Here is a 14,841-nt window from a genome sequence, read left to right as displayed (position 1 = left end):
TAACTACTAGTTAAGGAATCAAATCGATCAAAAAAGCCGCTGAATTCAGCGGCTTTTACTAGAGTAAGTACGTGTTGATTACGCCAGCTTCAAATCAAACTGATTGCGGTAAGCGACCATATCTTCGATGGTTAGTACCGGCATATTGTGTAGGCGACCAAATGCGACGATCTCTGGTGCTTTTGCCATGGTGCCATCTGGGTTTGTTACCTCACACAGCACGCCAGCAGGCTGCAAACCTGCCATTTGCATCAGATCGATAGTACCTTCCGTGTGACCACGGCGAGTCATTACACCACCTGGACGAGCACGCAGCGGGAATACGTGACCAGGACGAGCCAAGTCGTCTGGTTTTGCATTTGGGTTTGCAGCTGTTTTGATGGTTGTTACGCGATCAGCAGCAGAAACGCCAGTTGTCACACCCTGCTTCGCTTCAATAGAAACCGTGAAAGCGGTTTGGTTTGCACTGTTGTTGTTCACAACCATTGGTGGCAGTTCAAGTTTATCTGCTTGAGCATCGGTTAGGCAAAGACAAACAATGCCGCTACATTCACGGATCATTAGTGCCATTTGTTCGTTAGTTAAGTGCTCAACGGAATAAATAATGTCGCCTTCATTTTCACGATCTTCATCGTCAAGAAGAAGTACGCCGCGACCTTCTTTTAGCGCGATAAGTGCGTTTTCAACGCGAGAAATTGGGTCGCCAAATTCGGCAAGTAGTGATGACTGATTCATGGTTAACTCCTAAATATCACCAGAATCAGGGCGGTATGAGAGATCGCTGCATTTAATTGCACAATGAGTTATCTGCCTGAGAATGGCATAAACTCGCGCAGTAGAAAACGCGATCTAAAAAGAAGCGCATCAGAGTTCATCAACAAAAAAATGTTGAGGACACACGCTGATGTATTCTTATTCTCTTTCATCCGGACTATAACCGTCGGCTCTGGCATCTCACCAGATCTGCTGACCTCGACGAATCGAGCGCTCGCGGGCTCACTCAAAAGAGTATACCGCCGGTGGGGAATTTCGCCCCGCCCTGAGAACATTGAATCCAACCTATATGGTCAGAAGTAAAAAACTCCGACACTCAAATGAGTGGTCGGAGTAGAGATAGTACTGTGAACTATCTAGCTTGAAAAGCAGATTGCAACTACTTGATTGAAAAGTGCGCTATCGGTTGAAGCGATCAGTTTTAATAAAGTGATCGATCTGCGCTGGAACATAGGTGTTGTAGATAAGACTTGTATGAGTTTGTTTAGTCTCAATATGGTCTTGCATGCCTTCTAAGCGAGTCTCATCGACGGTAACGGTGCCGTCAGACATGGTGTTGTCTCTGTGCATCAGAATAGGGCGTGCGCCAATTGCCATCGTGCCCGCGATGCTGCCGAGCTTCTGTGGAAAGCTCCAGACATCGTCGTGTTGGTTCAAACCATGGTACGGTGAATTGCCAAGTATTGCGCCTAAGCCGAGGTCTTGAATACGAGAAACGATGGATGCCCCTTTAAGCGGTGAACCAATCGCTATGACGTGAGAGATAAGGCTAGAAGCTGGTTCTCTACTCGCAAGATAACGTTTAATCATCAAACCACCTAGACTATGACCAACCAGCACATTGGTCGTATTAAGGTTCAGGCCTTTATCTATCGAATCAAACAGTGTTTCTTCGTTAATAGAGACAGTGTTGTAACTCAGTACTTGGGTTTCATAACCCAGCTTTCGCAGTTTTTGGCTAAGAGGCTGCATGACCAGCCCATGCATATAAAGACCATGTAAGATGATGATTTTCATAATACCTCCCAGATTTATGACGTTGATTTCATTCTACTAAACTCTGTACTCAACTACTGTCAGCGAATTAGCAAATCTTGCACTTCTTTTTGTAACAAATGGCGATCCAGTTTCATTGGTTGTAATAACTCACCGATATTGACTTCGATGCGAGACCAAAAACGAGTAGGGCGCTTCGTTAACGCATGTCCGTCTTTATGGCTGAAGAAAGAACCCCATAAGCCTTTTAGTGCCATCGGGATTACAGGAACCGGTGTACGCTTCAAAATCTTTTCGACCCCGGGTCTGAACTCGCCTAGTTCGCCATTTGAGGTCAAACGACCTTCAGGGAAGATACAAACTACTTCATCGTTATTAAGCGCCTGCTCAATCTGTTCGAAAGCTTTTTTATAAGTCTCTGCGCATTTGCGTGGAGAGCAGATTGGGATCACGCCCGCATGGCGGAAAACATACTTAAGAACAGGCAGCTCACTAATTGATTTGTCCATAACGAATCGAACAGGGCGGGTTGATGTGCCCATTAAAATCAGAGCGTCTACATAGCTTACATGGTTCGCCACCATCAAAGCAGCGCCTTGCTCCGGGATATGCTGACGACCTGTTACGGAAACTCTGTACAAACAGTGGCTTAGCAAGTAACTAACAAAGCGTTGGGTAAACTCAGGAACTTGGCGGTAAACGTAGATTGCCACCATGAAGTTACCTATCGCTAAAATGGCAAACAGTTCAACAATAGAGAAATCTAAAACACTCAAAACCAGTATGGAAACAGCAGCAGAAGCGACCATAAACAGTGCGTTCATGATGTTGTTGGCTGCAATTGATTGAGCACACTCACCTTCATCTGAGCGTGATTGGATGAAAGCGTAAAGAGGTACAATAAACACACCACCGCTTACGCCAACTAAGAACAAGTCGATCATTACTCGAATATGAGAAGACTGAGCTACAAAGCTTTGTACATCGTAGTAATGAGTAGGGAAAGACTCGATAGCGGGCACTGCCCAGAGTAGATCAGCACTGAAAATCGTTAAACCCAAGATACCAAATGGAAGAATGCCTAGCTCAACTTGGTTAAATGATAACTTCTCACACAACCATGAACCCGTTGCCACACCAACAGAAAACAGAGCCAACAGCAGAGACACCACAGTGCTGTCTGCGAATAGGTGCTCGCGAGCAAAATTAGGAAACTGAGTTAGGTATGTCGCGCCCATAAACCAGAACCAGCTGATGGCTAAAATTGACATCCAAATACCACGTTGCTTTTGTGCTAGCTTGAGCGTTCTCTTTAAGCCTGAAATTGGTTCGAACTTAACCTTATCGCTTTTCTTACTTGGCAGAGAAGGGATGTTAGCGCTGCTTAAAAAGCCCATAAGAGAAAGTGAAATGACAATGCAAGAGGCGATAGTCATGCCGTTTGGAACTGCGAGCAGAAGACCTGCGCTCAATGTTCCAATAAGGATAGAAAGGAATGTGCCCATTTCAACCCAAGCGTTGCCCTTGACTAACTCCTCAGATTTCAGTGCTTGAGGAAGCAATGCATATTTAACCGGGCCAAAGTAAGCCGACTGAGTTCCTGTCATGAACAGTAGAACCAGCATCAGGATAGCACTTTGCGTCATGATGGCAGTTGCTGCGCAGCTCATGATCACTAATTCAATAAGTTTTAATCGGCGGATCAGCTTGGCTTTGTCCATGTTGTCAGCAATCGCACCTGCGTGGGCAGAAAATAGAAAGAAGGGAAGGATAAACAAGCCTGCAGCAAGATTAACAAAAAGGTCGACTGACATCGGCAGTGAGTCAATTTGACTATATGTCACCATCAGTAAAAGAACGTTTTTATAGATGTTGTCATTCAGTGCGCCTAAACACTGAGTAACGAAATAGGGGAAGAATCGTTTAGTGAGAAACATGCTGGCTCCATAAGTGCAAAATCGCGTTGAGATGAGAGCACTTTAAAGATTGAGCCAAAGGAAGCCAGCGTGGCGGTAAGAGTTACGTTATGAGAAACCAAAAGTAACACTTAATGCTACTTTTAGTTTCACAAAATGGTGAACCTGCACGGTCTGGTGCTTTTATATGTTACGCAGATGCAATTAATATCGGAACCAGATACTGAACATTCTCAATGTGACAAACAGAATAAATCCAGATAGCCCAATAAAACCCAAAGTGATGAGATAAAAGAACAGGCGGACAATGCGAGCTTTTGTCCGTTTGAAAATGCCGAGGCTTGGAGTTATCTCCGGAACATGCTGAAAAGTAGAGATTATCACCCACGCCGAGAGTGCCCATAGCGCAGCCACACCACTCGGAATAAGATAAGACTCTTTGACCATGTCGGAGAGCTTGAAGAGTGTGGTGAGAAATACCGCAAACCCACCAAGGGCAATTAACAAGAACAGAGGTTGGATAGGACTTAGCTTGATGGAAAATGTTTTGAGTTTATCGAGCATCGAATATCCTCTATTTGCGTTCCCAAGAGCTAAATAATGGGAATGTCCAACGACGCATCGCAATCACCAGAGAGGTACCGTGCTTCTCGTTCATGTCTAGTGACTCGTCGCTTTGGCAAACCTGGTAAAACTCATCAATGACCTTTTGTAGCTTAGCCTGCATCTTCTTATTGGTTGGCAAGCTCATTAAGCCTGTAGCCATCACCAGTTTTTCATCTTCAGCAGAGAAGTAACTTTGGAAGAAGGCGTCTTGCACTTGTTGCTGAAAGAAGCGCTGGATAGGGCCGCCAGTATGCCAACGGAAAGTTGGGGAAATGCGTAGACGAATCTTATTGCCTGGCAGCAGGTCAATGATATCGAGACGGTCGAGTTGCGCGAGCTTTTGTATCAACTCCAATTCATCAAAGGTGTATTGCTCGACAATTTGATCGAAACGATAGCCATTGACTACACACACAGCAACAAGCAATAAGCCTTTATCGTCGACGAGTTGCTTTTCTTGCTCTAATGTCAGTGATTCCAGCCCCTTATTGTGTGCTGCTGCCAGCTTAAACAACTCTGCCATCTCTAAACCTATCAGCTGACAGATACGCTCTAATCGGTCGAGACTAATTTGACTGCCTTCTGCCAATAAACGTTTAACAGAGCCTTCACTCAACTCCAAATGTTGCGCGATGTCGACATAGTGTAAACCGGACAGTTTGAGTTGGCGTTTGAGCTCTTTAATTAGGTCGTGACTTTCCGACATATTAACCTTCTACTTCTTGGCGTAACTGCTCTAGGTAAGATTGCATAAACGCTTTACGCTTCAAAGCTTCTTCATACGCCGTTTTGGTGTTCATGGTTTCTACAATTTTAAACAGTTTGGTTTGGAAGTGATCGATGGTGAATCGTTTATCTTCTAGTTTTCGATGTTCTGCAAACATGTCCTGCTCGTTATACAAGGCGGCATCAAATAAAGTACTGACTTGAATACAACGTGTAACGCCAATCGCACCAAGCGCGTCCAAGCGGTCAGCATCTTGGACGATCTGAGCTTCCAAAGTATTAGGCGTAATGTTAGCACTAAAGCTGTGAGATTCGATCGCATGAGCAATGGCGTCATGATACTGAGCGGGGTAGCCGATGCTTTCGAGGAACGAAATGGCTTTGGTTGCCGCAATCGTGGAGCTTTGCTTGCGATTTGGGTGGTCTTTCGGATAAGTGAAGCAATCGTGCAGATAGGCAGCGGGTAGGACAACGGCTAAGTCAGCACCTTCCTTCTGGGCAAGCTGGTGGGCGGTTTTCACTACGCGTTGGACGTGGCTTAGATCATGAGCAGCATCGGTTTGCATCTCTTGCTGCATAAACTGTAGGAACTGAGGCTCAAATTTGCTTAGGTCTGATGGGGTAAGTTGAGGCATGGATTTCTTCTAAAAAATAAAGGCTTAGACAGAGTATGCCTAAGCCTTTATTAAATTGCCAAATGAGACGTTGTTATTGAGACGTTACAAGAAAGTCTCGTTGTTTTATTGAGTGCGGGTGAAACGGAATGTCTGTACTCTTTGCTCTGCTCCATCGATGTAGGCGTAGCTGTCGATGGTCCAGACGTTTGGTCCCGCAAAACCGAGTTCTACGCGCACATCACCGGTAGGGATACCTTGGTAAATAATGTCATTAATGTTCATCGGGTAGAAGTTGTAGCGATTGTTTTGCGACTGTTGCTCACCAGCAAAAGCGACCGAGACGTTTTTTGCTTGGTTCGTTAGTGTTAACTGGTAGCCCGCTTGTGGGTCGAAGGTGAATGCTGCATTAAGATCAACGCCTTGCGAGTTGGTCACTTTAACATTCGCTTCTGTTGTTTTTGCCAGAGAGCCGTGTGCTTGCAACCCTTCTAAGCCTTTAAAATCGCGGTTGTGGTTTTGGATATTTACGTTCCATTCACCAACAAAGTTGTCGATCTCTTGCCATTGTTGAGGTGCATTGGTTGCCGCTGTGTTCTGACCGCTATTGATGCCACCAATCGCGTCGTTACGGCTGTCGTGACGGATGTTCTCACGGTTGTTCTGAATATCAGCACTTGCGCCTGCTACTCCTCCAGTTACACCGCCAGCAATAGCTCCTTTTAGTGCTAAATCAGCATCGCCCGTCAGGGCACCCATAGTAAGGCCTAGAAGTGCACCACCGGCTGCACCCTGTTTTGTTAATGCGTTTGGATCGTCTTCTCCCGGAGTCACGCATCCTGCAAGTAGGGGAAGAGATAGCGCCGCAACCAAAGTAGTTTTGTTAAAAATGTTCATGTGTTTGCTCCGAGATGCTTGGTTCGAAACTATTATTGAACACTGTTTCATTGTCCGTCTACTTATCTCGCTGATAACCACTGGTTATCAGTACGTGATGCCGAGTCACACTTGCTTAGTTGAGACTCTTCTGCCTTAAACTGAGCTGCCTTTTCTTCGAGCCAATGGTAAAGGAGTTAAACTCATTTAAAACAGTCATGACGGCAAGTTTTAACTAGGTTTGTGTTGTCCTATTTTTGAAAAGACATACCTTTATTTTTTATGATCTGTATCAAGCTTTGTTTATGCATGCGGAGATAGGATGCGGCCGAACAAAATATTATAAAATTGGGGCCTGAGTGTGCAGGATCTTTATGAACTAGAGCGTAAGTTGGTGGAATGCGGCGCGGATATGAAAGGCTTAAAGGTTGTGCCAGCAATTATTGATGAAGATGGCGAGGTTGTGTATATAGGCAATTCGCCTTCGTTGCTAAGGAATGTCATTAGTTGCCGTAGACAGCTAACGCAACGCGTGAAGAAATAAAAAAAGGGTCTGATTTAAGTCAGACCCTTTTTTGTATTTTAAGCAAAGACTCTAGCGTTTGAAAGTCACTTGCTCTTGTTCACTAAGGTGAATATGTGTTGTTGCTGGTTGTGTTTCTGCAATCACTTTACCGTGACGAACTGAGTAACGAACTGGTACCTGACGACGAACTGCATCAAACCCATTTTCCGCAGGAAGAATAAGTAAGCTACCAGGTTTACCAGCTTCAATGCCGTGTTTGTCTTGAATGTTCAGCGTGCGTGCTGAATTGGTGCTGATCAGATCAAGTGAGTTGTTGATTTGGTCGTAACCCATTACCTGACAAACATGCAGACCCATATGCAGCACTTGTAGCATGTTTGCTGTACCGAGCGGGTACCAAGGATCGAAGACGTCATCGTGACCAAAACATACGTTGATGTTGGCGTTCAGCATTTCTTTTACACGAGTCACACCACGGCGTTTCGGGTAATCATCGAAGCGGCCTTGAAGGTGGATGTTGACCAATGGGTTTGCAACGAAGTTGATACCAGACATGCGCAGCAAACGGAATAGGCGAGATGCGTACGCACCGTTGTAAGAGCCCATCGCCGTTGTATGGCTTGCGGTTACCTTGTGGCCCATGTTGAACTTATGCGCTAGTGCTGCAAGCGTTTCAACAAAGCGAGATTGCTCGTCATCGATCTCATCACAGTGCACGTCGATCAAACGGTCGTATTTTTGTGCCAGCTCGAACACGTAGTGTAGAGACTCGATGCCGTACTCACGAGTGAATTCAAAGTGAGGAATAGCACCAATAACGTCAGCACCCAGCTGAACCGCCTCTTCTAGCAGCTCTTTACCATTCGGGTAAGACAGAATGCCTTCTTGCGGAAACGCAACGATTTGAATGTCTACCCACTCTTTCATTTCTTCACGAACTTCTACCATTGCTTTTAGAGCAATTAGAGTAGGGTCAGAAACATCAACGTGAGTACGAACGTGTTGTACGCCGTTTGCAATTTGCCATTTCAGAGTTTGCTTAGCGCGTGATTTCACGTCTTCAATCGACAGCGTCTCTTTGCGCTCAGCCCAACGCTCGATACCTTCGAAAAGCGTACCAGAGATGTTCCAGCTCGGCTCACCGGCGGTTTGCGTGGTGTCTAGGTGAATATGCGGCTCGCAGAAAGGTGCGACAGCCATGCCGCCCTCCGCATCAAGAACATCACCTGTGTAATTTAGTTCTACATTATTGTCTTCAATACGCTTGAATTGACCATCCTCAATCAAAATTTGCTGGAGACCTTCCTGTCCCTTAAGCGTTGCGTTCTTGATCAATAGTGTTGTCATGATGGTTCCTTACGCTGGCTGCTGTGCCAGTGTCTTTTTATTAAGAATAGGATTTAGAATCAGGTAGCTGATTGTGCCGCCCAGTACTGCGTTTACAGGTACCACTCCCGGAAGGAAGTGACCAGCTGCAACACCAATCGCCACTGCGATAATGCCAGCCCAGTTAACCGTTTGGAACTCTGCTGCTGCGAAATTTGTGTAACGCTTACGGTTCATGAAGAAGTCCGCAATGATTACGCCGCCAATTGGTGGAATTGCAAGCGATAGGAAAGTTAACCAGCCTACAAAGTTATTGTACAACCATAGTGCACACAATGTACCGACTAAACCGTTCGCCATAGAGATGTATTTGCTTGGCAAACCAGTGATGTTTGAGAAACCTAGGCCCGATGCGTAAAGCGCATTGTCGTTGGTTGTCCAAATGTTCAAACCAAGCACGATGATAGCTGGGATTAGAAGACCTTGAGCGATCATCACTTCTGAAATGTCTGATTGGCCAGTTACCGCAGCGCCTGCTGCGCCGAAGATGAACATCAGTGAGTTGCCGATAAAGAACGCCACCATAGTGACCATCACTGCACCTTTTGGCTTCTTGCCGAATCGAACAAAGTCTGCGGTTAGTGTACCCGCACTGATGAATGAGCCAACCACCATTGCAAGCGCTACAGAAAAATCGATAGGTTGTGCTGGTTGTACTTTTTGTAGTTCAGCCACACCACCCACGCTGTTTACCGCTTCTACTACCGAGTATCCGCCGAGTAACGCAATCGCTGGAACTGCAATCGCAGATAGCACCATAAGCGCAGAGATACCGAAGTAAACCGTCGCAGTCATTAATAGACCAGAAATGATGATAAGCGTGTTTGTATCGATGCCTGTTGCTTTGTTTACTGGAATAGCAAACATCGCCACGCCAACACCAAACCAACCAACTTGTGTGCCGCCAAGAAGAGCGGAAGGAAGCCAAGAGCCTTTAGAGCCGAAAGAGAAACGAGCGAGGAGGTGAGTAGAGAGACCAGTAGAAGCGCCGATGTAACCGAGGAAAGAAGTGTAGATGCCGAGGATTAGGTTACCAATGAGAACAGCGAGGAAGAAATCATCAAAAGAAAGTCCAGTACCGAGCGAACCGCCCGTCCACATACTTGCGGAGAAGAAAGTGAGTCCCAACATAACCATGGTTAATGATGCAACACCCTTTCTGGCAGTGTTAGGGACTGGTCCAAGACTGTAGTTATTGTCTGCAGCCATTTTTACCTCCGCAAAGAAAATTAAAATGAATTATAGAACCCTGTTTCTGGGCAAACGGCGCGTATTATCGTGATGTAAATCTCATAGTCAATGAGTTTTTTGTCACTTAAACGTTTACTGTGAGATTTGTGTTTTTATATTTCTTTAAAAACATATGGTTATTGATTTTTTAAAAGTCAAAAAAGTTTGGCTGTTGATGGGCTTTTTGGCCTGTTATGTGTAATGAAATCGGTGTCATTGGTCTTGCTGTTATATTTCATCATATTTCTATGATTTGTTTATAAAATGGCACAATGATTGATTTGAATGATGTTTGGCAAACGTTTTCCTATGCTTGTTGGGAAGTGTTGTTCGTTATTTGAACATAAATACGATTGTTTTCTTTGTTTTTTGTGGCTTTTGTTGATTTGTTTTTGTGAGAGCTTCTTTTGTTGTGGTTAACTTTGGGTTTTTATGTGTGTAATCGATTGTAAAAAATCAAACAAATTGATTTAAGAGGGTGGGGAAAGTAAATAGGGAAATTTGGAAAGGGCTAGATAAAAAAAGAGCCAACCGCAAAAGCTGCGATTGGCTTATATACTTGTGAACAAAAATCGAGTTCACTAACAACGTCAGTTGGCTAGGTGACCCTCGGCTTAAGAAGGGTCACTATAGATAATGCAGCATACGTGCCAACTTTTTGATGACCTAAAAACCCCAGTTTCTGTGAGTTTAGTTGCCTAATGTGAATTATTCTTTGCAAAGTGCATTTGCGTATTGCAATGCGTGTTTAATATGCTACTGATTGTTTTATTATAATAACTAATTAATCACTTAAAGCATCACTAGACTTGCCGTGCCTAAGAAGGCAAAGAAGCCAACGACATCCGTTACTGTGGTCAGAATAACTGAGCCTGCTAGTGCGGGATCTAGTTTGAGCTTATCCAAAACAATAGGGATTAAAACACCAAATAGTGCTGCTGTAATAATGTTCACTATGATAGCTAGTGCAATGGTGCCACCCAATACAGGAGACTGGAACCAAAGCCCTGCTAAACCACCGATGATCAGTGCCCAAAGCAAACCGTTGAGTGAGCCGATGCCCAACTCATTTTTTAATAGGGCAAAGCGGTTACCAGGTGTGATTTGGTTTAACGCCATCGCACGAACCATCAAGGTCAAGGTTTGGCTACCAGCAATACCACCCATTGAGGCAACAATCGGCATTAGAACCGCAAGGGCAACCACCTGCGAAATCACATGTTCAAATAGCCCAATTGTCACGGATGCTAAAATGGCGGTGAGCAGGTTGATCCCTAACCAGACGCCGCGTTTTTGTGAACTTTTTAGAACAGGGGCGAACAAGTCATCGCCTTCATCCATACCGGTACCTGCCATTAAACGTGCTTCGTAAATTTCACGCTGCGTGCTCAAGGCAAACTGCCAATCCACTTCACCGATTAAGGTTTGGTCAGAATCGGTAACAGGAAGCGCTGGAAGCGCACTGTGCTCAAGTGCTTCTACCGCCTCAGGAAGCTCCATCTTACTGTTGAGCACATTGACGGTTTCAATGGCTAAGGTGCTAAGGCGTATATCAGGATCGCTACGTAAGATCTCATAATAGTTCACCGCACCACGGAACTGTTTCTTGCGGTTGATGAGATATACTTGTTGCGGTGTATCGTAGCTGTAACGCTCCATTAAGCGTCGAGCTTTACCAATCGTAATATTAAAAGGGAGGGTGATGATCTTACGCTCAGCCCAACGTCCGAGTTGTTCGTCTTCATATTCATTTGCTTGGTCATAAAGCTCAAGCTCATCTTTCTCAATTAGCTCTAGTGCTTCATTGATGAACTCTTCTGGTAGAGAGTCGGCCCACTCTATCAGGGATAAGTTATCAAGTTTAGCGAGAGTGAGTTTGAGTTCGATTTCCGAAAGTGCTTCGATGATAGAAAGACGTACGTCCGCACGCATTTCAGTGAGCACATCAATATGCAATTCAAGAGGTAATGCGCGCCACAAGCGTACACGTTCATCGATAGGGAAGGCTTCAAGGATCAGCGCAACGGCGCCGGGCTCGAGACCACATTCGATAGAATCATTCAAAGCGGTGACTTGATCCGCTTCGTCTGCTTGGACAATTTGTTCGATTAGAGTGGAGAGGTCTTGAAACTTACTCACCGAGCACCCCGACAGTCAGATTATTCTTATAGGCAGCTGATCAAGGTACTCGAAAATAGCAGAAAAACAATAGGCTATTCGCCAACAATCCGTAGGTAAGGGGCAACCAATTGGCGAATGTTCACTTTTGCGCCAATACGAGCCGCAAGCAAGTACATCCCACCAATTTTTCGGTGTAGGAAAAGGGCGTCGGCTGGTGGTGTATGCCAGTAGTCTTGCTCCAAGCTTAAAATGGTACCAGCTTCGCGGAGTTTCTGCGCTAAGCCACTGGCTTTGAAGTCATATGGCTCATCAACCAACATAGGTTCACACGCCATTTTCACCAAATTGAGAATCGCTTGGCGCTGCGCTGGCATGATGGTTTGGCTGAAGAAGCCTATTTGCTCGAGCGCATCATTCAAACCTTGTTCGTCATTATTAACGACAGATGCAAAGGCTTGGCGATAGCCGGTACTGAACCGTTCGCTATATTCTCGAGTTGCGCCAAAGTCTAACAAGCCGATTTGACGAGTGTTTTCGATATATAAGTAGTTGGCGAAGTTTGGGTCGGTTTGTACCATCTTAAATTCAAACAGCTCTCGAAACAGTAATTCGAGTAGGCTGTGCATGACAAAATCTCGCGTACTCTGATCATAATGTTCGATTTGCTCAATCGGACTGCCATCAATGAATTCCATCGCGAGAACGGAGTCTGAGCAGCTTTCGGTGTGAATCTTCGGTACCACAAAATGAGGGTGATCTTTCAAAGCGTCATGATAGCGAATAGCAAATTGCGCTTCGCGCGCGTAATCAGCTTCGTCATGGAGTTGTTTCTTCGCTTCCTCCAACAACCCTTTGTAATCGACGGATTCCGGAATCAACCCAACCACTTTAAGCAGCGTTCCTACGTTGTCGACGTCACTATCGATGCTTTTTCGAATGCCCGGATATTGCACTTTGACGGCTAAGTTGTCGCCCGCATCACTATAAGCTTGGTGTACCTGTCCGATTGACGCGCTGGCAATAGGCTTGAAGTTAAAGGAAAGAAACTCAGTTTTCCATCCGGTACCTAGCGAGTTTTCCATCACGTTGTTCAGTTGTTTAGCCGGCATTGGGTCAGCATTAGAACGAAGTCGAGAAAGAATATCGGCGAGCTCTGGTTCCAAAACATCGCCAGCATCCATCGAGAGCATTTGACCAAGCTTCATCGCAGCACCTCGTAGGTGAGCGAGTTGGTCGGTTAAGCGCGCGATATTCTGCGGCGTCAGCAACAGGTCTTTCGCTTTGGGTTTGTTGCCTTTGGCGATCTGCTTCGTGCCTTCCGCAATTACGTTTCCTGCAACACGGGTAGCGAGTGATGCGAACTTGCTGAATCTTGAAATACGATGGGTTGGTAGGCTTCTTTCCTTTGCCGACATGAATCTTCTCCGCTATTTACTAACTATTTGTTATACGGGAAAAGTACGTGCTTGGATACAAATGAAAAGAAAACCGCCAGCGTAACTGGCGGTTTATTAGTTTAGATAGAGTAGAAGAAGTACAGCTGAGACTTCATTCGGATGATGATGCCACGAATCGCATCCAAGAAGGCTAAGAAGCCAATTGGTTTTTCACCACTCACCCATGCTAAGCCTACAGAGCCTACTGGGATATCGTAGCCTTCTGGTTCATCAATTTTCAGGCGAACAAAGTGGTGCTTGTTCTGTAAGTTCTTGCCAGTGGTGACACGTACTGAATCATCCAAACCCAGCAGGTTACCTTGTGACTCACCTGTTGCTTCAACAATACCTTCTACCGTAGCAGAGAAGACTTTGCCTGGGTAAACTGAAGAGGCGAACTCCGCTGGTTGACCTGGTTTAACGTTTCTAATTGCTTGATGGTTCACGCGCATCAGAACGTACTTTTCATTGGTGTACATGTTGATACGCGGCATCATCGAAACACGTTGACCTTCACGCAAGATAAAGTTAGTCACAAAGCCATCTGCTGGAGCATGAACTTTCGTACTGTCCAAATCCCATTGCGCTTTTGCAATTTGCTCTTCTGCTTGGCGCAGCTCTGCCTGTTTGGTTTCAACTGCGAGCTCTGCTTTATGAATTGCCAGTTTTGCGCGAGATATATCGACTTGTTTCTTCTTGATTTGAGACTCAAGGGTCAACACGTTATGTCGAGCCATATCAACCGCGCTCGATTGTTTGTCGATGTCGCTTTCTGTAATGGTGTTCTTGACCACTCGGTTTTGCTCAATATAACGATCTAGCATCTTTTTCTGCAATTTGTGGTCAACTTTTGCAGCTTCCAATTGGCTCTTTGAAGTTTCTAGATCTTGCACTAATGCTTGGTGGTTCGCTTCTTCAATCTCGATATCACCTTGCGCGGTTGCTAGTGCCACTCGAGCAGAGTCTGCCGACACATTTGCTTGATTCAATGCGATCTCATATTGCGTTGGGTCGAGTTCATAAATGAGCTGACCTTTTTCAATTTGTTGATTCGGCTTGATGTAAATATGGTCGACTTTGCCTTTTACATTGGTTGAATCAGGACGAAGCTGAATGTGCGGCGATTGCACTACAGAACCACCTGATATGTCCATAGGCGTAAAGTTAATCAAGCCCACCCATACGAACATTAGCCAGCCCAAGCCACCAAGGTAAGCAAAGGATTTGGTTGCTTTGTTCCAAGGCATGCCGACTAAACGGAGCAGATAGATGAAGAGTGCCCATACCGCTAAACCTTCTAACATTATGCCTCCTCTTGTGGCTGTGTTTCTGTTTGCGGTTTACTTCTCCATGTATCACGCAGATTGATGATGGCTTTTTCCATATCAACGAATGCAAAGATCACGGCTAGCACCCATACCCAGTGCCAGACAAATCCTATCCAGGTGAGGGCGGTGATGAGCCCTATCTGGTGATGGTCTTTGCTGTGTGCCTTATTAATTGGCAACTCATGGATTTTCCAAAAGCCGTAACACGCGCCAGCGACACTCGCGATTAAAACGACAGCAGCGACAACGTGCAACGCCGTATCTGCGCCTGTTCCGACAAATGGGACACTAAGTAAACTCATTAAA

14 protein-coding genes and 1 riboswitch are annotated in these 14,841 nt (G+C 45.4%); of the genes, 1 reads left to right on the top strand and 13 read right to left on the bottom strand.

Annotated features, from left to right (window positions below):
* Positions 1–78: 78 nt before the first annotated feature.
* The 7 genes from ribB to BSZ04_RS01930 form a co-directional block, all read right to left on the bottom strand.
* Entirely contained in the window at positions 79–735 is a 657-nt protein-coding gene (gene ribB, locus BSZ04_RS01960; protein ID WP_038884631.1) for a 3,4-dihydroxy-2-butanone-4-phosphate synthase, read from the bottom strand.
* A 175-nt stretch (positions 736–910) separates the two neighbouring features.
* A riboswitch (FMN riboswitch) is annotated at positions 911–1,051 on the bottom strand.
* 122 nt (positions 1,052–1,173) lie between these two features.
* Positions 1,174–1,791 (bottom strand): esterase/lipase family protein, encoded by a 618-nt coding sequence (locus tag BSZ04_RS01955; RefSeq protein ID WP_038884629.1) that lies wholly within the window; start codon positions 1,789–1,791, stop codon positions 1,174–1,176.
* Between the two features lie 59 nt (positions 1,792–1,850).
* Complete coding sequence (locus tag BSZ04_RS01950) at positions 1,851–3,707, bottom strand: MFS transporter (RefSeq protein ID WP_088879352.1); 1,857 nt, start codon at positions 3,705–3,707, stop codon at positions 1,851–1,853.
* Between the two features lie 183 nt (positions 3,708–3,890).
* Entirely contained in the window at positions 3,891–4,250 is a 360-nt protein-coding gene (locus BSZ04_RS01945) for a hypothetical protein (protein WP_045391241.1), read from the bottom strand.
* A gap of 10 nt (positions 4,251–4,260) precedes the next feature.
* Entirely contained in the window at positions 4,261–4,998 is a 738-nt protein-coding gene (locus BSZ04_RS01940; RefSeq protein ID WP_010451224.1) for a helix-turn-helix domain-containing protein, read from the bottom strand.
* 1 nt (position 4,999) lies between these two features.
* Positions 5,000–5,653, bottom strand: a complete 654-nt coding sequence (locus BSZ04_RS01935) for an HD domain-containing protein (protein ID WP_045391244.1) — start codon at positions 5,651–5,653, stop codon at positions 5,000–5,002.
* 105 nt (positions 5,654–5,758) lie between these two features.
* Positions 5,759–6,529, bottom strand: coding sequence for a hypothetical protein (locus BSZ04_RS01930; RefSeq protein WP_088879351.1), 771 nt, complete (start codon positions 6,527–6,529; stop codon positions 5,759–5,761).
* A 340-nt stretch (positions 6,530–6,869) separates the two neighbouring features.
* Between BSZ04_RS01930 and BSZ04_RS01925 the strand changes: the two genes are divergently transcribed.
* Positions 6,870–7,052: a hypothetical protein gene (locus BSZ04_RS01925; RefSeq protein ID WP_010451230.1), complete on the top strand. Its 183-nt coding sequence runs from the start codon at positions 6,870–6,872 to the stop codon at positions 7,050–7,052.
* 51 nt (positions 7,053–7,103) lie between these two features.
* Here BSZ04_RS01925 and BSZ04_RS01920 read toward each other — a convergent pair whose 3' ends face one another.
* The 6 genes from BSZ04_RS01920 to BSZ04_RS01895 form a co-directional block, all read right to left on the bottom strand.
* Complete coding sequence (locus BSZ04_RS01920) at positions 7,104–8,381, bottom strand: cytosine deaminase (RefSeq protein WP_010451232.1); 1,278 nt, start codon at positions 8,379–8,381, stop codon at positions 7,104–7,106.
* A 9-nt stretch (positions 8,382–8,390) separates the two neighbouring features.
* Positions 8,391–9,629, bottom strand: a complete 1,239-nt coding sequence (gene codB, locus BSZ04_RS01915) for a cytosine permease (protein WP_088879350.1) — start codon at positions 9,627–9,629, stop codon at positions 8,391–8,393.
* A gap of 813 nt (positions 9,630–10,442) precedes the next feature.
* The gene (locus BSZ04_RS01910; protein WP_088879349.1) at positions 10,443–11,789 is read right to left on the bottom strand and encodes a magnesium transporter; all 1,347 of its coding nucleotides are present in this window, start codon (positions 11,787–11,789) and stop codon (positions 10,443–10,445) included.
* Positions 11,790–11,863: 74 nt separating this feature from the next.
* On the bottom strand, positions 11,864–13,186 hold the full coding sequence (locus tag BSZ04_RS01905; protein ID WP_088879348.1) for an ABC1 kinase family protein: 1,323 nt from the start codon (positions 13,184–13,186) through the stop codon (positions 11,864–11,866).
* 101 nt (positions 13,187–13,287) lie between these two features.
* Entirely contained in the window at positions 13,288–14,511 is a 1,224-nt protein-coding gene (locus BSZ04_RS01900) for an HlyD family secretion protein (protein WP_010451240.1), read from the bottom strand.
* On the bottom strand, positions 14,511–14,837 hold the full coding sequence (locus BSZ04_RS01895) for an MFS transporter (protein WP_010451241.1): 327 nt from the start codon (positions 14,835–14,837) through the stop codon (positions 14,511–14,513). The genes BSZ04_RS01900 and BSZ04_RS01895 overlap by 1 nt, the downstream gene beginning before the upstream one ends.
* Between the last annotated feature and the right edge of the window lie 4 nt (positions 14,838–14,841).

The organism is Vibrio rotiferianus (assembly GCF_002214395.1).
GTDB classification, from domain to species: Bacteria; Pseudomonadota; Gammaproteobacteria; order Enterobacterales; family Vibrionaceae; genus Vibrio; species Vibrio rotiferianus.
The sequence above is the reverse complement of the archived record's forward strand: the minus strand, read 5'-3'. Positions and strand labels throughout refer to the sequence as shown.